Raw genomic sequence first — 20,937 nt, 5'->3', positions numbered from 1 at the left:
CTGCATCCCCTCCTTACCAGAGCGCGTTATCCGAGTTTATTTTTTTAACAACCCAGTTGGCCAGAAGTACCAGAATAAACCCTACGACGGACTGGTATAATCCAATCGCAGTGGACATTCCAATATCCCCGACAACCCGAAGTGACCGGTATACATAGGTATCAATAACATCTGTCGTACTGTAGAGAAAGCTCGAGTCATTCGGAATAAAATAGAACAATCCAAAGTCCGCCCTGAATATTTTCCCTACATCGATAATGAACAGAATCACGATCAATGGCATTAAAGTCGGAATCGTAATTTTACGAATCATTTGCCATCGGTTAGCGCCATCAATTTTTGCCGCTTCATAATAACTGGAGTCTATGGACAGCATTCCTGCATAATAGATGAGTGTTGAAAAGCCTACAGACTTCCAGAGCTGAGTAATGACAATGATCACCGGCCAATACTTTGCCTGCTCATACCATTTGATCGCATCTTGACCGAACAGTCCTAAAATGACATTTAAAAAGCCGTTTTTATGATCAAGGAATGCCAGTACCACATATCCGACGACAACCCAAGATAGGAAATAAGGCAAAAATAGGACCGTTTGATGCACCTTGATCCACTTTCTTGAGAGTTCATTCAATAAAATAGCTAATGTAAGCGCTATCAAGATGGTGAGTACAATAAAAGCAAGATTATACAGTATGGTGTTGCGAGTAACGATGAGTGCTGTATCCGAATTGAAGAAAAACTTGAAGTTCTTAAATCCCACCCATTCGCTTCCAAATACACCAAGATCGTATCGATACTGTTTGAATGCGATAACCAAACCGAGCATCGGCAGATAGCTAAGCAATAACTTATACACGATCGCCGGTAGTGACATGATGAACAATTCCCGGTTTCGCTTAAAGTGCCTCCACTCTTTTTTAATCATTTCTGCTCCTCCTTTTCATTGCCGCAAGCGACTGCTGTGCCCCTATTATCCCGTGAAAACAAGGAAAAGGAATACTGTAATTAATAAAAAACACTCTACTTTTTGCAGGTAAAAACGCTAAAATACTGTAGTTTACGTCCATAACACAAAAAACCGCCCCGGTAGCATCGTTTCAGCGTGTTAACTTTGAAACGGCTTGCGGAGCGGCTGACCATGTAAATTATTCATCAAGAACTTTTTTAAAACGATATTCTTTGGGCGTAGTGCCAAACTTCTTCTTGAAGAGCTTGAAAAAATAACTCTCGTTACTGTAGCCTACCAAGTCCATAATACGTGAGATACTGTAGTCATTATTCTCAAGAAGAGCGAGTGCATTTCGCAGACGGACTTCATTGATGTATTCACTGACCGACATCGATTCCTGCTGCCTGAATTGCTTGCTGACATGGGCGGATGATAATTTCATGGTGCTCGCTATACTCGACAGACTTAGATTGGCATCTTCATACTGCTCCTCTATGATTTCCTTGATCGTGTCAATCAATATCCGATTGGATTGCGTTTTGAAGTCCTGTGAGCGCTGCCCATGAATTTCTTCAAAAATAGTCAAGAACATGTTGAACATGGCATGCAGTGATTCTTGTTTGAGTAGCTGCTGGTATTGATATTTGAAATCGAGATTCACCTGTCTAACGGAGTTACTGTTCATTTCCCCCACTGCTTGATTCAGAATGGCGAGCAGATGAAACACGGAATACATGATGTTGTTGAAATGTAAGCTTTCCAATTGATGAAATAAACCTTCGAGCTGTTCACGGAATTTCGTGCTTTGACCAGACTTGATGGATTCCAATATTTTTTTCTCCACTTCTGTTGGGAACTGAAAGGGACCATTATTTTCTTTATTCCGTTCGACAATCTCAGATGTAATGATACAAGACTTCCCATGGACGATGCGGTAGGATGCATTTTCCAGAACCTGACCATATTGGCGAGAAAGCTGGCTGTATTCCTGCGTTTCATCTCCGATTGCAATGGATAGCGAAATTCGATAGTAGGCAATGATCGTTTGCTGCAGCTCTTGTAAGATTCCTTTCAGGTTTTCCAAGCGCATGCTGGAACCTTCCTGGGCTTCCCCAAGCAGCAGCACGAAATGATCGTTTTGCATCGGTACAATTTCACAGTGCAAATCTCTTGCTAATATTTCCTTCGTAATATTGGCAATCGCAAATTTATAGAGACGTTTATCGGAATCGCTGGATTGCCCTTCGAATTCCTCTATATCATCAATGAGAAGCACGCAAAGGCGCAGCTTTTGATGAAGATCGATATCCCACTGAATTTGCTGGATCTCCTGTGGCGTTAACAGGCTGGCGTCGGAGATGAGTCTACGTAGTGCAAAGGTTTTGAGTTGATCCCTCTGGGAATATTCTTCCTTTTCCAGGTTAACTAACTTGTGCATTGCGTCTTGATATTCGTTGGTAATAAGTTTAAGCTCATCGAGATCCGAACGTTTTTCCGTTCCACTGCTGGTCCGCTTCCCCAACATCTGCTGCAGCATATTTTCAATCGGACGATAGAGTCGATAGGCAATAATAAAGGAAACCGCTATGGACAACACGAGAACTACGCTGATAATGATCAAAGAAATCTTGCGCATCTCTTGGAGCTTTCCGAGAACAACTTGATAAGGCTGTACGCTCGCGATGATCCAGTCACTCTGACTCGATGACATGAAGCTAAGTATAAACTTGTTGCTGCCGCTCTCGTAGACGAGATAATCCTGATCGACACCGGCCTCGGCACGATTTCGAATCACCTCTCGGTATTCATCCAAAGGAACCTGAGTATTCATCGTAGTTTCCAGAAGCGGCGTACCAGACTTGTCTGTAACAAAAATCGTGCCCTGCTGTTCACTGTCCACATGATTCAAGTTACTGATATTATCAAAAAGCCAGGACGGCTTTAATGTTACAATCAGCTTGCTGTCAGTTACTTCGTCATAGATAAACATCGAGAACACCGGTGACTTTTCTTGTACGCCCGAAATAGGGATGAACTTCAGCCTTGGGATATCTTTATGCGACTTTATATACTTGGACAGTGAACCGTTCATGCCATCGTCCGCGCAATTTATGCTGCTCTGGGTTGAATAGTAGCATCCCGTATTGGCGTTATAAATCGTAACGCTTTGCAGGAACATAGACCCTGAGACCATTTTTTCCAGTCTGTTCAGCTTTTGTGCGAGTTCACCTTTATCCATCACGGACGTATTCAATAAATAGACAACATCCGAATCCATAGAAGTGGAAACTGTAATATTTTTGACCGTTTCATTCAAGTTATCGATGTTATATTTAATTTGTGAAAGCACTTTCAAATCTGCTTGCTGCTGCATTTGGAGCATCTTATTCTCGGATATGTAGTACAGGAGTGACGAACTGATCGTCAGAAAAATTACCGTAACGATCGAAATGGAGAGGAGCAATCGGAAAAGATATTTTCTTGATCTATACTTCGGAAGAATCTTCATGGTTCCCTCCTATTGTAAACCGTATATCCTAACGGCATTATGGCCAAATACATGATCGATCTCTTCAGTGGATAAATAATGGGACAACGCCTCCTCAATCATAGACCTCATCTCCGTAAACCGGCCTGCTTGCAGACAAATCGGCCAGTCGCTGCCAAACATTAGCCTTGAAGAACCGAACACCTGAATGGCATGCTGAATATAAGGCTGTATCACTTGGGCTGACCTGCGATTACCAAACTCCCCTTCTGTCGCGAGTCCAGACAACTTACAGGAGGTACGTTCGAATTTCGCAATGGCGCGTAATCCGTCCGCCCATAGTTGATCACTTTTCCCTGACAAATCCGGCTTACCTAGGTGATCGACAATGGCAGGCAGGTTAGGCACATACGAGAGTAGCTTTGCCATTTTTGCCAAACCAGGTGGACGAACCAACAAATCAACAGGACAATCGTCCTCAGCAAGTATGGATAAATTATGTATAAGCTGCTTGTGATGCCCCCACTCTCCATCCGAAATATCTGGGAAAGTTGGACGAATTCCTACAAAACGCGGATGGCTACGAAAACGAAGATAGTGCTGTTCAAAATCTGAAGCATTGATATCAAGCCAGCCCACGACACCCATCAAGGTTTCTTCTTTATCACACAATTGAAGAAGAAATGTCGTCTCTTCCATCGTCGGCGCCGCTTGTACAACAATGGTCCCCTGAAACCCGTTATGGTGTAATTCATCTTTTAACAAGTCCGGCATATAGTCCTGAAATAGTACGGAACCAGAAGATGGTGTCAACCAGCCATAATCTCCCCGATCTAGTCTCCAGTAGTGCTGATGTGCATCAATCATCATGAACTACAACCTCATTTCTAAATTTTAGCATATATAAATCATTATTGATTACAATATGCTGACTCGTACTATTTTTCAAGCAAAAAGTAATGGACATGACAAAAAGCCTGTAAAAATGGAAAAGGGGAGAATGATTCTCCCCTTTTCTTCTTCCCCGCAAGCATTTTGCAAAGCTATTCTATTTCAAGATCGCCTTGGCCACAATGGCAAGGTCTAGAATGTCAACTTTCCCGTCATGATTCACATCCGTTTTCTCATTCCAACCCGCCTGGCCTTGTTGTTTGCCATAGGCCCCTGCAACGATAGCCAAGTCACCAATCGAGATAATTCCATCACCATTGATATCTGCGGTTATCCGCTTGGTGTCAAACACGTGAATGGCTGCTTCCAATGCTTCTTTCGCACGATCCACCTGCTGCTGCGTGGCGTTCGGATCGTTTGCTGTCCCACGGGCTATATCGATCGCCGACTGCAATTGCGCTTTGGATCCTGTTATATACTGACCGTCCTCGCTGCCTTCCACTGCTGCAGCATGTTTCGCCTGAGCGCTTGCGATCAGCGCATTCAACAGCGACTTATCTACTGGTAAATTAGATATCTGTATTTGTACCTCATGGGATGCTCCACCGACCTGCAGTTCATCCCCCTGTCCATTAGCAATCACTGCACGGTCTATTGAAATTGTCGTATAGGTTGCCTGGGTTACAGAATTTGTCTTAAACCTCATTAGCAACAAATCGCCTTGAGCCGACACGTTCGTACCCACGCTGGCAGCCACAATTCGGATTTGTCCCGGCACCGACTCCTTGTGATCGATGACTTGAAAACCGTCTTTAACCGAGGTTATGGAATCGAGATGCAAATTCACCGGATCATAGGTAAGCGTCAAATCTTGGCCATACATTTGCTGGTATACATTTTGGGTAACGCCGCTCAATCCCATCGTGACATCCAATGTTTGGCCGGAGTTCACCGTCTTAGGACCGGTTAATGCCGCTCTCGGCATCGATTTTTTCACTGTAACCGTGCAATCTGCCGTGTATCCCCCGTCAGCCGTCGTTACCGTAATGGTAGCTGTTCCTTCCGTATGGGCTGTCACAACGCCATTCTGATCTACGGATACGATGGCATCGTTGCTAGACTTCCAGGTCACATTTTTGTTCGCAGCAGCATTAGGCGTTACCGTTGCTGTTATCGATTCCGTGCCTCCTGCTTCCAATTCCATACTTGGCTTGCTTAACGCTACACTCTTCACGGCTACTCTTAAATTCTCTATTTTAATATCGTCAAAGTATCCAATGCCAGCCGCTCCCCAGAAGTCTCCCATGGCAATTTTATTAAATGATTTGGAATCTGCTGTTGCGACTTTCTGGTCGTCAATATACAGATCAACATGGTCTCCAGATGTATAATCCCAGGTAAACTTATGCCAACCTTTTGTTCGATCGACACCCGAAGAAGTGAAATCACCATCGATACGGATCTGATACTTTGCTCCGCCGCTGCTTGCCGTTTTCGTTGTATCGACACCTAGAGCGATCCACTTTCCACCTTCAACATTCACCAGTTGCTTCGTAGCGCCAGACATGTTGTCATAATACCAGACGGTAACGTAACCATTGTAGTAGTTAGAAAATGTTTTGGAAATAGCATCAACATTTTCATCTTTTACATAGCTCTTTGTTCCGCTATGTGCTTGTGCACTACTTGTACTGGCTGTTCCTTTCTCTACCGTCCAACCTACAAATCCATTCTCGAAGTCTTCTGTAAAAGTACTGGATGTTCCTGTCGTAAATGTATATACCTCAGAACTCCACTTGCCTCCGGTAACAGAATTCGCAAGTACATATGCTTTTACTTTCCAATAATACGTTTTATTTGCCTCTAACCCATCAATTGCCTTACGAGTCCCATTCAATTTTACATCACTTATTATCTTGGTAAATGCTTCGTCTTCTGCGACAATCAGTTCATAACTCTCTCCACCATCAGCCTTCTGCCACTCGAAGACAACATTCATGGGGTCAAGATCCGTTGAACGGTTTGCAGGGGCAACTAAATGGAAGTCCCCAATGTTGGCATCGATACTTGTGCGGTATTCATCCAGCTTGAGCCCCATCTTATCGAATGGAATCTTGGGGAAGTCAGGAATTTGCTGATAAATGATGGAACTATCTTTCAGCATAAAATTCCTATTTGCCTTATCTACAAACCCAGCATCTTCATTCGCTGTCAGTTTTAAATTATTTCCGATCGTGCCATATGTTTTTGCGCTGTCTGCAATACTCCCCTCTGCTGTGTTATAGAGCACATTATCCTTTACAAAATTCCCCTTAGGAATCTTAGGGCTATCTTCCCATAGATTTACAAGTTGCGGATATCTACTCGCCCACGGCTCCTGCTTATAGGGAACACTCATTAAATTTTTATAGGCTGTTCCATTCGGTGCTTCAGCATGGTAAGCAGCCCAGCCTTCTCCACGGTTATCCAGGCTCATAAATTTGCCGCTGTCAATCATAATATTGTATTTAACCGTATTGTCACGGCCACCGCCTAGCAAAAATGCGCTATTTGAAACGTTATAAAATACATTTCCTGTTATTTCTGCACTGCTCAATAAATCGTCTAGATAAACAGCATACGAACCAAGCCCTCCAAGATTTGTTATATCATGGATGTAATTGTTTTTAATCATATTGCCGCGGTAGGTCCAATCACGTAATGAGTAGATTACTCCGGCATCACTGGTTTCCTGACATACATCATAGATTTCATTGAATTCAATAACATGGTCATTTCCTTTAAATTGAATCGCCATATGGGGCGCGTCATGGATCAGATTATTGGTAGCCCTGTTTCCTACACCATTTATGGAAATAGCCGGAGTATATGTTCTTAATATACGAGCGTACCTATAAATATGGTTATTTTCTGCATAGTGTCCTCCAGGCGTAAGTGTTGTTCTGTTGCCTCCTAACATGTATATTCCGCCCTGCCCTGTATCGTAAATGTCACAGCTTATAACCCCGTTATTGCTTCCTCCTGTATAGCCACTGTTAAATTTAACATTGCCCGGGTCATCAGCTAAAGCCTCCTCGTCCCCAATCATGATCGCCTTTTGACCAAGACGTCTAAAGGTACAATGCACAATACGATTGTTGGAACTATCAATCATCTTTATGCCGTGTCCGCGGGAAACCTCAAACGTAATATCCATGAAGTTTGTAAAATCAGTCTTTTTCATATCGACTAACGGCTTATCAAGAACGGAAAGCTGCATTTCACTATCGTTTACGTCCTTTTCCGGATATAAATAGAGAATACCGCTGGTTCGATCCAGATACCATTCACCTGGCATGTCTATTTCACTTAACAAATTATAGGCATAATATCGCTGTCCGCTAATGGCACCATACATGCTTGGATGGGATGCCTCTATTGTTTTATTGACCGTGTCAATCGATTTAATATGTAAATTATCATCTGCCCAGTCCCATCTCCAGTATCCAAAGAGCCATGGATCGCTTTCCTGTGCCCAGTTGTCGACATGAGAATCGCTGTATTTAAAGATTGGCCCTGGTTTGTTAATCCATTGATCTGCTGGGACATAGTCAGGATGACTCGGATTTCCTGCCGGCATATCCGCCATGTGATCACGTGGAATAAATCCTTGCTGAACTACCGTTCCTGTCGTTAAAAAGCCTGTATTCGGATATCGCGCTAATGTCATGGACTTTCCATTTACAAAGAGTTCAGGCGCTGGTGCAGCTTTAGGCCAACCGTATCCAGCCTTTGATATTTGACCAAATTCCGTAATGCCCTGTGCTTTTAAATCAATCTGTTTGACTTTATCTTTAGCTTCTTGCGGAAGCCTGTTCAAAATGGCTTGGTCTGTTACAGGTGAAAAAGCTGATGTATCTATGCTGTATCCGCCCATGATAGAAACCTTATCATTTCCATATGCCCTATAGGTTATTGGAGAACTTGATGTGCCCGAATCCTGGTCTGTTAACGCAAATGATTCCGTACGGTTATATACACCTTCTTTGAGATAAACGGTAACTCCCCCATCTGGTAATCCAGAAGTACTCTTTAACTCGCGGATCGCATCTCTTGCTTTTTCCAACGTTGCAAAAGGTGCATCCATTGTACCGCTATTTGCGTCATTGCCGTTTTTGGCTATATAGAATGCCTTGGAAGTAGCTTCCAGAGCATGTACTTTGGATATGGACCCCATATCTGAAAGTGGGCTATATACCAGAGTAAATGCTAATATTGGACTAGCAATTCTTCTTAATAAGTTCATACATATCCTCCTATCGCGCTTTGGCCACAATTGCAAGGTCTATCATGTCAACTTTCCCGTCATGATTCTTGTCCGTTTTCTCACCGCTTGCGATCAACCCATTCAAAAGCGACTTATCACCTCCCTATTGAGTTGATGCGAATACGGAGATCTGAAGCGCTTCCATGTCTGATACCGCTATCCCTCCTTTCGCATCTTATATGCCTACCATTGCACAGAAGGATGCGTATATGAAACTGTAAAAATCAAAAATAGCAGTACATTGATACTGTACAATCAAAGATTTAGTGTAATAAAACATAATTATTCCTAATAACTTACCGTATCGACAAAGGAAGTCCCCCAAAAGTTTTGGCAACATTTCATTTGCAAAGGTTTCACTTAACTTTTTTGTATCCACAACTTGAATGGCTTAAAGGAGCGTAGTTTTTGATACATGTTTTTACATGTGTAATTTATAGATAATAAAGACCAAGTGCTGCGAACACTTGGTCAGTACAATTGGCTTGGGAGGTTTATTCCCTTCTAAGTCGTATAGGAACAAAACCCATCTCTGGCCTCAACCTTAGGGTTGGTTTTTACTTTCTCCACTCATCGGGCGAACCAAGGGCCGAAAGGCCCTTACCTGACTTCCTTTTAATTTCTCCGTCATACCAAGGAGCGAACGCGACACGGCGTTACCGTGTTATTGCCCTCTTTTATATTCACACATAATTACTTGTGAATCAAATCATGAGGAGCCTTGTATATATATCATAATCTGTTCTGCTCTAATAATTACTCGGTTTCCAACAGTGGCCACTCCTTTGCCCAGTACAAAACCTCTTCTATTCTTTATAACTTCATAATATAATTCAACTTGATCACCTGGATACGCATTGCCTATAATTTCAAGACCATTTAAAGATGAAAGAAAGCCCAAACTATTCTCTTTACTTGATGTTGTGAATGCTCCTAATTGCGCTAACGCCTCCACAATCATCATACTTGGCATACTGTGACTTGTTTCAGTAATAAACCATTCGTTACATGTCACATTCTTATATCCCTTAGCCCATTTTCCTTGATCTATCTCTATAATCCGATCAATCATTAAAAATGGATATCGATGTGGAATTATGCTTGGAATATCAATCATTGATATGCTCCTCAAAATTATTTATTCCCTTAGCTCCACCCTCATATGGCGAACCAAGGGTCGAAATCCCCGTAGCGTGAATATATTGTTTTGCGTAGTTACCGTCTTCTTGAATTACTCACAAATTGTTTCTTTATCTCTCAATGTAAAATACACTAGGTTGTCCTTCAATTCATTCTCTTGATTGAATCCCATCTTTATTAAAAGCTTCTGCGACTTGATATTATCTACTTCTGTTGACGCTTCAATATAGTCTAACTTCATAAGGTTAAATCCCACTCGTAAAACCTTCATCAAAGCTTCCTGCATCAGACCCCTCCCCCAGTAATCCGGGGACAAATCAAAACCTATTTCAGCTTTTATCTCTTGATCCTCTGTTGACCAGCAATGAAAACCACATGTCCCGACAAGCTCATTATTCTCTTTATTAAATAATCCATATCTACAACCGGAATCGTTTATATGAAAAGCAATAATTTCTTCTGCCTCTCTTAAATCTTTACATACCTCAATATCCATAAACTTCGTAACCTCAGGGTATGAAAAATGTCTATATACTGCTTCAACATCATCCAGAGTTAGTTCTCTCATGAATAGTCTTTCGGTTTCAATATTCGGGTAAATCACTATAAGCTACCACCTTTTGTTTTTGGTTTATTAGTTTAGATCTTTATCAGACTTACGGTCATTTCGCGAGGGGCGAATGCCGAAGCGTGAATATGTGTTATACGAAGTCACCTTGTTATACCTACAATCGTTACTTATTTAGAAAATCCATATATATCCTTACAAGTTTACCTAGAATCTCGATACTTTCCTCAACATTGTTGGTTTCCAGAGAGTGATTTGCATTAGGAATTTCTATTACCCTTCTGACTTTGTCTATGTTAATTTGGTTTGCCAGTTCAGTATTAAACACTTCATCCTTTGTCCCATAAACCACAAGTCCATTATACTTGTTGATATAGTGTACTGTGTCTTTAATTGGTGTCAAAAATAAATGTCTTATTGGAATATCAAGTTTTCCATGAACTTCACCCGCAACTATTGTGCCTATGCTCTTACTAATAAAAATGACTTCATTATACTTGTTAATTATTCGTCGAACAGATTCATGGCTATCTTCTATTACTCTTGGCAGATCATTAATATCCAAATTCGTTCTCGCAGCTTGATATCCATATTCAAGAACCAATAAGTCAAAACCACTTTGAATTGCGGAAGTTCCAGCAAAATGTAGACTTGGCTTCTCACAAGAATAGTTTTTTCCTGGAAACAGAACAACCAACTTACTGTTTTCCTCATGAAGTTGATAATATTTTTGTTTCATTTCGGTTTTCCAAAACGAGGGTACGGTTAGAATCTCTAATTTTTTCATTGTCTCCCATCCTTTCTTTCTTCAGGTGATTTCGTCTAACGTTATAGTATTCATGAATCCGAGAGGCTTAAGGAGCTTCAGCTCTAGGTCGCTAGACTTAGCCTCGCAGATTACTTACAAAACGTTTTTAACTGCATCTATGACTAGAGAAACGAAACCCAATTCTTCTTCTTTATTTCTATGATCATATCGTAATGATCTGTATATGTATCCCCCTTCAGGATTCCAATCATTATAATGAAACTTACATTCCTCATCACAATACTCCAATAATTTAACTTCAAACCCCGCCTCTTCGAACACACTGCGTAAAGTCTTATAATTATGTACAATCTTATGGCTAGCAGCAGGATGATCTAATGGTCCCGGTCCCCCAACCTTAACTATGTTCTGATACCATTCATTACGAAAAAATGCATCAGGAACAGCGCAACGAACATATCCTCCGGAATTTAAAAAGTCATAACAAATCCTAGCGGCTTCTATACCTTCTTCATAAGTTAAATGTTCCCATACGTGCTCACACAAAATAATATCTATTTTCCTGTCTCCAAAGCTCCTATACCAATCATCTCTATTCAGTAAATTTAGCTCATTTTCTTGTGTCTGTATCCACCCCGGATATGATTGTGATGATGCTCCAACAATGATCCTTAATGGTTCAGTTATTGCAACCTTTGAAATATCGACCATATAGTTTGCTCCTTTATGTCAATTGCCTTCCACGAACCACTCACAAATTGTACTTCATTCCAATTCTTTCATATAACTTAAAATTCGTATTTCTACTTACAATCTCTCCAATTAACTCTTTCCATTTATTTTCAATCCACTGAGGACTTTGTTCTTTCAAAATATCCTCGTTAAATCGACTATCAATATACTCCAAATCTTGTTTAAGAACTCCTATATCCTTAATAAGTTGTTTTCTCGATTCTTTTTCTAGCGACACCTTATTCGATAAAATGCCGTCTGTGATATCTGCTTTTATATACCAATACATATCTCTAAATACACTATAGATTAAATAAGTTGATGATAATTTATCTTCCTTGAAATCGGAATCAAGAAAGACAAATGATTCTTCACCAACTTTCAATGATACTGCCAAATTTCCTAATGTGTTTATGACGGTTTCCTTCGGAGAATTGTCCTCTAAGCTTTTTATCACATTATCTAAATTCTGAATTGATTCTTTTATACCAATTTGAATTCCATGATTTAATTTAATAGTATAATCAACTTTTTGATAGTCTTTGTACTCTTTCATTTGATAGTTGAAGTACATACTTATTATCAATCCAACCATTAGTATGATTGCAATAATTTTTTTCATTTAATCTCCTCATAGTCCTGCAATTGATTTCTGATAACGTTGTTGGATCTACGAACCCTCTGCCTTAAGAGAGCGACAGCGATCGGCCGCGACACTTTCAAAGGTTTGTACTTTTCTATCTCCTTCAACAAAATCCTTATAGTTTCCTTGTATGTATTTGCTTAATACCTTGATCTTACCTTCAATTCTCCATCAAACATTTCTGTGGGGTCACTTCACCGAAAGTTAATTAAATGTTCTCCGTTAGTTAGTATGCACCAATCATTTTAGCGTGAACCTTGTATAAAAATCATCTAACAATTCATTTGATATTTCCAATGCCTCATCTCTATTTTGTGCAGGTGTTGATATCATATAACCATCACCCCCGTTCCAACCCCTACCATTAGGAGTTGCTTGATATTTCATAATAGCAATCTTGTTACTATCGTCATTAATAAATATAATACCGTAAGAAAAATGCTTAATATTACCATTGATGATATACCTATACAATAGTTGTGCTTCACCATTTTCGCTAAATCTAAGCTCTAATTTCCTATTTTCTGAGGGAACAGGTATATCTTCACCTTCAATATCAATTACCCCTGTAAATGTTCTTACTCCCAGTATGCTCTTTTTCATTTTACCATTTACAGATACAGCAACTGGTTTTACATAATCCTTATTTTCTTCACCTAATTGATACATGATTCCTTGCATGGTGAAAGTAAGATGATGCGGATAGGTGTAAATAAATGCCCCTGCAATTATTGCCACCAGCAGAATTCCTATGGGTATCCATAGTTTTATCTTCAATACGACCACCTCACATATAGATTTCCTCATATGGGTTTTCGATTTAATTTAATTTCTTGCTTGTTATTTCAGATAACGTTATGTATTCACGACGCCCCACCACCTTAAGTCCCGGAGGGACGGCCGCAATGCGGTTAGGTAGTGCGGGTGTGTCCGGCTGAATATGTTTCCTTGCTGCTGCCAGTTGTACCCCGAATCCTCATCTTACTTCTGCCGGACCTAGGGCGAATGCCCGATGCGTGAATATGGTTTATACGCAGTGACCGCTTCTTCGAACCTACAAGTTTATACTCTTTGTCATTCATATATGAGTTTCTTATTTGTATAAATATCGTTAAAAGAATGTTGATCAATAAAAATCCATTCATTATTAAAATGCACGGACAGATCAAGATCCAAATCAGATATAGAATGTATAAAATTTATTATTTCGTTTTCATATACTTTAATATTTTCTTTTTTGTCCTCTGTATGAATTTGTATTATCATTTTTGAACCAAATACATCTGCATTGCATGTTGAATTTTTGAAGTATTTATTTAACTCACTATTACACTTTTGATTTGCCTGATTCTCTTGTGTAGATTCCTGTAAAGTATCATATAGCTCGCCTTGATAATTTTCTTCTACCTTAAAATGCAGATTTTTATTTTTCATAGGAGAAACATCGCCATAGTAATTCATTTCTTTAAATCCATAACCAATTAAATTTATAGTAAATTCACTGTTTGGGTACTCAAAGTGCAAATATTTTTCTACTTCTTTTTTAAAATAATACTTCGTTATTGGATTCCCGTTTAATCCTGAATAAACAAAGAATACGATTGATAATATAAATAGAGTTGGGACAGAAATCAGAAACCAACTTCTTTTCCTCATGTTTTGCCCCCTGTCATTCGTTCATTGTGTATAACGTTGTTGTATCTACGAACCCTCACCACCTTAAAGGAGCAAAGCGACTGGCCGCGATGCGGTTAGTTAGTGCAGGGTTGTCTACAGACTACTCTTCCACGAACAATCCTCAGCAGACCAAGGAGCGTCAGCGACACAGCGTAGATACGTTGTTATATGAAGTCAGTCACTCCTATTGAAATACTAACGAATCACTATAAAATCACTTGCTATCTTTAATTAATTTCATCATTTTTCCAATCATTTAACTCGTTCGTAACCTTTTTATTTGTCTTTCTAGTTTTTAATTTCTTTAATACATAATCTATTATTCTATCGAATAAAGCACTTAACACTGACGCCATTATAAATATCATGCATATTGTTATTAATATGTAGTCTCTATATTCCAATGGCCCACCTAGACTTAACACGATGATGACTGGGAGTAAAGACATTAATGAACTAGTAATTCTAATTCGATCCTTAGCGGAAGGAAACATCCCGTAAAACCAGTGCTTTAAACTTAGATAAATTTATAAAATTTTTCTTTCCCCTTCCTGTTTGGTTTCTAAATACTATTTCTTGACTGATTTCCAATAATGTATCCGTGTTCACGACGTCCCACCGACTTAAGAGAACGTAGTGAGCGGCAGCGATATGGTATGTCGGTGCGGATGTGTCCCAGCAATCGCTTCCCCGAATTATCTTCCGAGACCGAGGGGGCTTGTCCCCCGATGCGTGAACACATTGTTATAGGATGTCAGCGCCTTCTTTGAATTTTCTATCAATCACGTGTTTTTGAATCTCTATAAAATCATATACCTTGATAATCTCTTCTTCATAGTTTTTGTCAATTTCAAAGTATTTGACACCACTGTCTAGACATTTCCTTCTAAAAGCATCATGGTCATTAATGTAATCAGTTATTATCCCGTCTTCTGAATAGCTCCGATCTTCTATAGCATTCCTATGTTTCACAATGTTAGATGCGAAGTTTTCTTCAATATATCTTTGTGAGAAGCCAATGAAAACTGATATGATTTTCTCAGAGTATTCTACTTCAAAATCCTTTATAAAATGAGGCAATATATAGCATCCTTCAATAATAATGTTCTGATTATTCTCGATATTAGTCATAATAATTCCTTTAATAATCGGCCACAATTTCTCACCAATAAGTTCCGTACTATCAAGCGGTGTAAACCCACATGCAGAGTCTCCTCTATACAACCCCATCTTTAAATGATCAATAGATAAATAGGGAATTTGATATTTCTCAAGTAATTTTTGAGACATAAGTGTCTTACCAGTACTGCTATTTCCACTAATTAGAATAATCATTCAATAATCCCCCTATTTAACAGATCAGAGAGTAATTTTGTTTTGTGATTTACTGGTTTGCGCTGATTTCCTATAACGTTGGTATATCTGCGAACCAGGCTTAAGGTGCGTATGCGCCGGGTCCGACGGACTTAGCCTCGCAGGGTTGTGCGCTGAAATCACATCTCTGCTCACTACTTCTTGCGAACCCAGGGCAGAGCCCTCAGCGTAGATACAGTGTTAGGTGAAGTTGCTGAGTTCTTCGAAATCCACTTACAAATTATTTTATTTGTTTCTTTAGATACTCGTTTAATTTCTTAACATTGTCAGTTACATATTCAATTTCTTGATTCTTTTGTTTTATTAATACATAAAATGGTGTGCTTAATACATCTATTCTCTTATCTGGAAATCCAATACCTGGAAATCCAAAACTGTAGCCACTTATTTTATTATTGGGATCTTCCAATCCATCAACTTTCTTGATATTACTTGCTTGATTCTCATAGACAAAGAGCGTATATTGAGTCTTTTGAAAAGAATTAGTTGCGATCATATATATAACAAAACATACTAATATTCCTGATCCCAAATAATATAAATATTTATTTATTGAGTTTTTCATGGTTTTATCCCTTTGTTTTCTTATTTAATTCATTACAGCAATTTCATCTAACGTTTTGTATCTACGAATCCGAGAGGCTTAAAGGAGCGTAGCGACTGGGTGGCTTCGCCACTTAGCCTTACAGGGTTGTCTGCTGATTCCGCTTCCCCGAAAAATCTTCGGCAGACCAAGGAGCGACAGCGACAGCGTAGATACGTTGTTATCTGAAGTACGACCTTCTTCGAAATACTTTCATTAATATTGTATTCTCAGCGTTGTAGACTCCTTTAACCATTCTTTTAATTCATCTGTACTTATATAAATATCGGTCCCAATTCTAAAGATGGGAAACATCTTGCTAGAATATGTACCAGTGGTCTTTAACATGGTTTCTTCACTAGATATGATTGTTCTTACCTGGAGTTCAGTTATATTTAAGTATTCAGCTGTTTCTTTGATTGTCATTAGTGGTTTATATTCTTTTTGACTTGTTCCGTCTTTGTTCAGTTCTCTGTCTCCAGAATTACTAATAATCACGCCACTAATAACAATAGAAAGGCCTAATATGAAAGAACTAATTATTGCACTTATATTTAGTTGCTTCATCGCCCTTGCCTCCTATAATTAAATTAAGCACTTGTCGTATTTCAGATAACGTCTTATTCACGAACTTAATAAATAATTCCATACATGTATTATTCTAGGAATTGTTTATCTATCCTGACCGCACAGGTAACGGGGCATCCAGGATAGCCGCAGAAGCTCTAGATACGATTGTCGAGTAAGTATGTTCTTGTCAGAGTTCAACAATATTAAAACTATCAATATAGAATCTCGATTCGTATTCGGGCCGGCTGCCTTCGTGTCTTTGTTGTACCAGTGTTACCTGTTAGCTTAACAAAGGTGCCGAAAAGTGGTCTTGAAGTTTACCGTCCAGCACGATGGCTAAATCATCCAGCGTCCCCTTAACGTCGGCACCTTCGAACACAATACGGGCCAAAGCAGGATTCACATAGTCGTCCAACAATTGATACAGGGCTGTGTTCCCTGACGAAACCGGAAGTTGAGCACTATTCTCGAGTTCCGCCAGTATGGCATTACGCAAAGGATCACTGTCATGACTTACCTCCGAATATACGGAGCGAAGCGGAGCAATTGAGCCTTCCGACACAAGTCGGGTCAATTCATTGTTGGTACAGGTCAATTCACAAAGGAAAGACCAGGCTAATTCAGGGTTAGCTGTTTTGGAAGAAATGCCGAACCCGCAAACCCATGGCTCGTTCACCCTATGTCCATCGATAAATTGCGGCAATCCCGCGACACCGAGATCTTCCTTCAAATGTGGTTGAATTTCATGCAACATAACGTAGTAATCAAGAATCATCCCGACTTCGTTACGAATCAAATCGCTGTTCGCAAAATACTCTTGGGTCGCCCGTGCAACTTGGTGTTCGCGGACAAGATCAACTGCCCATTGCACAGCTTGCACAGCTTGCGCATTGTTTGCGTACCCGGAGGCTCTTCTTTTATCGGGGGACAACCAATCTGTTCCTGCCGTGAGCAGTAGAAGACCAATATACTCGCGGTGAAACGAGATTCGGGCCGCAAAACATTCTTCTTTGTGCACATTCGCACGCTGCAGCCTAATCGCTATCTCCATAAAATCATTCCAAGTCCAACCTTCTTCTGGGTAAGGAATACCCGCCTTGTCAAACCATTGCTTGTTATAGAAAATGCCTTTCATACTGGCGCTTAATGGAAGCACTGCAACTCGTCCGTCAGGCTGTATCAGGCGGAAGATCGAAGGGTGAAACAAACTTTCTAATTCATGATTCTGCCTCAGCCATGCTCGAAGATCAAGCAATAGTCCATCCTTACTGCAATCGACGATGTCTCCGTTAAACAACTGTACAAGATCGGCTTTGGATTCCCCCGTGTAAAGGGTTGTACGGATATCGCCGTTAGGAACAACTTTAACAATTATTTTCACTCCAGGGTTCAATACTTCGAAGCGGCGCGCAACTTCTTCCACTGCTTCTTTTTGCCACGGTTCGTCGATCTGCACTACTAGTTCCGTTTTCATGAATCCATCTCCTTTTTTGGTGTTTCATTCTATATTCTTTATTTAGCAATAATCCCCTTTTTTTATTGATATATCCTACCAATCCATTATCTTAAACTATGTACAATGTAGTGGTGCTATAATGATTGCTTTTGGATAATTGTCCTGTTTGTCGTCCAAAGGATCTGTTCCTCAGTGAATAGACCTTACTCTAGGATTTTCCTTGCCATGGCCAACAGATCCACGATATCGATGATATTATTTCGATCGAAATCAGCATCCTTATTTCCAACTTTGTAGCATTTTCCACAAGATCCAGCAATTCGTGGCAGAGTTTTTCGGTTTGCGAACTGAAGTCTTTAAGTAGCCTTCCCGAGGCAGATTGCAATGTACTTATCAAGAGAACTCACAGATTCCTCACTTCCGAAAATCGGATCCTCCAAGATTCGGAACTTATTAGAATCATCAATGTTTTGACAGAGAAAATCAAACCCAAAACTAAAGGATATATTTAAGGCCCCCATTATCAATTAATGGGGGCCTTAAGATATAGTGTCCCGTTACTTCAATGAATTGGTCCTCCATCAGCCAGCAAATGGTTTCCCAATCGAACTAATAAATTCACATTAACCGATAATGTTGGTGTCTTCGTCACTTTTGTATTCTAATATATCTCCAGGCTGACATTCTAAAGCCTTACAAATCGCCTCTAATGTTGATAATCGAATCGCTTTTGCCTTTCCATTTTTCAATATAGAAAGGTTAGCCATTGTTATTCCAACCCTCTCCGAAAGTTCTGTTACGCTCATTTTTCTTTTAGCCAACATCACATCAATATTGATTATAATCGCCATGTTCCTCACCTCAGACCGTCAAATCATTTTCTGATTTTATATCAATAGCCTCATTTAAAAGTCTTTGGAGAACAGCAGCAAAAACGGCGATCACCATAGAGGCGAAAATAATGACCAATCCGATTGGTATGAAACTTGGAGGGTCAACTCTCTTCCCCATGAGATAGTAGAGTGGCATACCTAGCAGGTACAAAGTACTGATTGTGATGGCACAGTATTTTATATTCTTTAAAGCCTTTACAGATAATTCCGAGAAAGCTTTGTTCTTGTCAATATAGCTCAAAAGTTTAAAAGCTTGATACAGAGCAAAGTAAAAAGGTATCGCCGTTGCATACAAATCGATAAAAACGAGATATTTCAAATAAGTATGATCTGGATACAATTCTGCTGCAAAATCCGCTAACTCTGGCACCAAGAATATGCACAAAGCAAGAACTGGTATTCCAATAAGAATAACAGCTGCCTTTAAAAAGAGTGTTGTTCCTCGTTTCATAAAAAGCCCCTCACTTACTAATAAATTTAATTTGACTTTAACACAATATTTATCGTTATACAATAAATAAATATTGATATTAAATGTGTTATTATTGTTATATCAATATCTTTTTTCAACCAAAAAAAGCATTCCTCACTACAAAGAAATGCACTCAATTGGTTCGTATTTATATGTTACTGTTCTTCAAATTAGTACCGAGTCAAGGTTACGTATCGAAAAAATAGTTTTCGAATGACAACTTTTTTTAATGTTGAGGCGAAAAAGCATCCATTAACACGCAAAAGTGATTGGCATCGCCTGTATGGTAGTATTCGTACCATGCGCTCAACGCCTCCTTGGGCATAACGTCTAAAAGCTCCATGACCTAACGTGCCAAATGCAGTCCGCCTGCCGATCCGGTCGTGATGAGTTGGCCGTCATCCACGATTTTCTCCTCTTTATTGTTGCATTAATCTGCTGTTAGCGTAATGATTAAAGTGCCTATTAAAAACACTACATTTCTTCCCCCAAATTCTTTTACTATCCTACCCGCTACCTCAACAAACAAAGGAGCTGCCTCCAAGCAAGCTCCTCAACGCTCGTGTCCCGTTTAGTTGAACACCTATTTATTTAACTGTATTATTGTTTTTAACTCAATTAAATCATCTATAACTAGATCAGCCTGAGAAAGTTCGTCGTCTCGTGCAAAATCAAAATTACATCCTATGGCAACTAAACCATTATCTTTAGCTGCATTGATATCCGATAGGCGGTCTCCTACTACTGCCGCATTGGTAATACCATATTTTTCAATAATAATTTGAACTAAGTCTGATTTATTTAACGATTCAATTTGTTGGATACTAAAGGTTTCAGTAACCCAGTTGTCCAAATGATAATAACTCACAATAGCCTTTAAATATTCCGTTAAACCATTACTTGCTATGTAAATTGAACAATCATTCTCTTTTAAATGATTGAAAATTTCCAATACATTAGGATATAAAGCCCCTTTCCCACTTCTTATATTTTCAATTAATCTTTCTAGAAAATATGCATCAGTTTGTTCTCTTACTTCATTGGAATGATTGGGCAACAGAGTTTCCCATACTTTTGGTAAAGGTACACCCATAATTTCAAGGTATTTATCAATAGGCGTTACTGAATCCCATTCATTTAGATCCCTTAAATGATTAAAAGCATCCTCGAGCGATATTTCTAAAATTTTGTCTGTTTGAAATAGTGTTCCGTCCATATCAAAGATGAGTGATTGTGACATTGCTTCCTCTCCCTTTTTATGCATTATTTATTCTCATCAAGTGGTCCTGATGTAACTTCCTAGCAGCTTTCCCGTACAACATGATCAGCCCCTTCTCAGATTATTTAATGCTCATACTAGAATAAAGCCTTTTTACCGAGTAATCTACACCTTTCTGGTAAGTTATTCATTTTTTAATGTACC

At 39.5% G+C, this 20,937-nt stretch carries 18 protein-coding genes and 1 pseudogene; 1 reads left to right on the top strand and 18 read right to left on the bottom strand.

Features of this window, described 5'->3' with window-relative positions; all coding sequences use genetic code 11:
- Positions 1-13 precede the first annotated feature (13 nt).
- From C558_RS0124910 to C558_RS0124830, 15 genes are all read right to left on the bottom strand, one after another.
- A complete protein-coding gene (locus C558_RS0124910; protein ID WP_018759023.1) occupies positions 14-928 on the bottom strand; it encodes an ABC transporter permease in 915 nt (304 codons plus the stop codon).
- Between the two features lie 220 nt (positions 929-1,148).
- Positions 1,149-3,461, bottom strand: a complete 2,313-nt coding sequence (locus C558_RS0124905) for a helix-turn-helix domain-containing protein (protein ID WP_018759022.1) — start codon at positions 3,459-3,461, stop codon at positions 1,149-1,151.
- Between the two features lie 9 nt (positions 3,462-3,470).
- Positions 3,471-4,310 (bottom strand): amidohydrolase family protein, encoded by an 840-nt coding sequence (locus C558_RS0124900; RefSeq protein ID WP_018759021.1) that lies wholly within the window; start codon positions 4,308-4,310, stop codon positions 3,471-3,473.
- A 178-nt stretch (positions 4,311-4,488) separates the two neighbouring features.
- A complete protein-coding gene (locus C558_RS32840) occupies positions 4,489-8,616 on the bottom strand; it encodes an Ig-like domain-containing protein (protein ID WP_018759020.1) in 4,128 nt (1,375 codons plus the stop codon).
- 730 nt (positions 8,617-9,346) lie between these two features.
- Entirely contained in the window at positions 9,347-9,754 is a 408-nt protein-coding gene (locus C558_RS0124885) for an ApeP family dehydratase (RefSeq protein WP_018759018.1), read from the bottom strand.
- A 114-nt stretch (positions 9,755-9,868) separates the two neighbouring features.
- Positions 9,869-10,381 (bottom strand): GNAT family N-acetyltransferase, encoded by a 513-nt coding sequence (locus C558_RS0124880; RefSeq protein ID WP_018759017.1) that lies wholly within the window; start codon positions 10,379-10,381, stop codon positions 9,869-9,871.
- 130 nt (positions 10,382-10,511) lie between these two features.
- Positions 10,512-11,132, bottom strand: coding sequence for an alpha/beta hydrolase (locus C558_RS0124875; protein ID WP_018759016.1), 621 nt, complete (start codon positions 11,130-11,132; stop codon positions 10,512-10,514).
- Between the two features lie 114 nt (positions 11,133-11,246).
- Entirely contained in the window at positions 11,247-11,825 is a 579-nt protein-coding gene (locus C558_RS0124870) for a class I SAM-dependent methyltransferase (protein WP_018759015.1), read from the bottom strand.
- A 40-nt stretch (positions 11,826-11,865) separates the two neighbouring features.
- Positions 11,866-12,468 carry a hypothetical protein gene (locus C558_RS0124865; protein WP_018759014.1) on the bottom strand — a complete coding sequence of 201 codons (603 nt, stop codon included), beginning with the start codon at positions 12,466-12,468 and terminating at the stop codon, positions 11,866-11,868.
- A 261-nt stretch (positions 12,469-12,729) separates the two neighbouring features.
- Positions 12,730-13,266 (bottom strand): hypothetical protein, encoded by a 537-nt coding sequence (locus tag C558_RS0124860; RefSeq protein WP_018759013.1) that lies wholly within the window; start codon positions 13,264-13,266, stop codon positions 12,730-12,732.
- Between the two features lie 297 nt (positions 13,267-13,563).
- The gene (locus C558_RS0124855; RefSeq protein WP_018759012.1) at positions 13,564-14,145 is read right to left on the bottom strand and encodes a YfjL-like protein; all 582 of its coding nucleotides are present in this window, start codon (positions 14,143-14,145) and stop codon (positions 13,564-13,566) included.
- 765 nt (positions 14,146-14,910) lie between these two features.
- Positions 14,911-15,501, bottom strand: coding sequence for a P-loop nucleotide/nucleoside kinase family protein (locus C558_RS0124845; protein WP_018759010.1), 591 nt, complete (start codon positions 15,499-15,501; stop codon positions 14,911-14,913).
- Between the two features lie 259 nt (positions 15,502-15,760).
- Positions 15,761-16,105, bottom strand: coding sequence for a hypothetical protein (locus tag C558_RS0124840; protein ID WP_018759009.1), 345 nt, complete (start codon positions 16,103-16,105; stop codon positions 15,761-15,763).
- 234 nt (positions 16,106-16,339) lie between these two features.
- Entirely contained in the window at positions 16,340-16,690 is a 351-nt protein-coding gene (locus C558_RS0124835) for a helix-turn-helix domain-containing protein (RefSeq protein WP_018759008.1), read from the bottom strand.
- Positions 16,691-16,973: 283 nt separating this feature from the next.
- Positions 16,974-18,167 (bottom strand): ABC transporter substrate-binding protein, encoded by a 1,194-nt coding sequence (locus tag C558_RS0124830; RefSeq protein WP_018759007.1) that lies wholly within the window; start codon positions 18,165-18,167, stop codon positions 16,974-16,976.
- Positions 18,168-18,509: 342 nt separating this feature from the next.
- Between C558_RS0124830 and C558_RS35240 the strand changes: the two are divergent.
- Positions 18,510-18,623 (top strand): annotated as a pseudogene (locus C558_RS35240) (helix-turn-helix domain-containing protein); the annotation flags it as partial.
- Positions 18,624-18,772: 149 nt separating this feature from the next.
- On the opposite strand, the gene C558_RS0124825 reads toward C558_RS35240, so the two are convergent.
- The 3 genes from C558_RS0124825 to C558_RS0124810 form a co-directional block, all read right to left on the bottom strand.
- Positions 18,773-19,000 carry a helix-turn-helix domain-containing protein gene (locus C558_RS0124825; protein WP_018759006.1) on the bottom strand — a complete coding sequence of 76 codons (228 nt, stop codon included), beginning with the start codon at positions 18,998-19,000 and terminating at the stop codon, positions 18,773-18,775.
- A gap of 10 nt (positions 19,001-19,010) precedes the next feature.
- A complete protein-coding gene (locus tag C558_RS0124820) occupies positions 19,011-19,493 on the bottom strand; it encodes a DUF2975 domain-containing protein (protein WP_018759005.1) in 483 nt (160 codons plus the stop codon).
- A gap of 604 nt (positions 19,494-20,097) precedes the next feature.
- Complete coding sequence (locus tag C558_RS0124810) at positions 20,098-20,754, bottom strand: HAD family hydrolase (RefSeq protein ID WP_026264126.1); 657 nt, start codon at positions 20,752-20,754, stop codon at positions 20,098-20,100.
- Positions 20,755-20,937 lie beyond the last annotated feature (183 nt).

Source organism: Paenibacillus terrigena DSM 21567, from assembly GCF_000374845.1.
Lineage (GTDB): Bacteria > Bacillota > Bacilli > Paenibacillales > Paenibacillaceae > Paenibacillus_K > Paenibacillus_K terrigena.
Note: the sequence above shows the minus strand (reverse complement) of the source record. Positions and strands in the feature narration are given on the sequence as shown.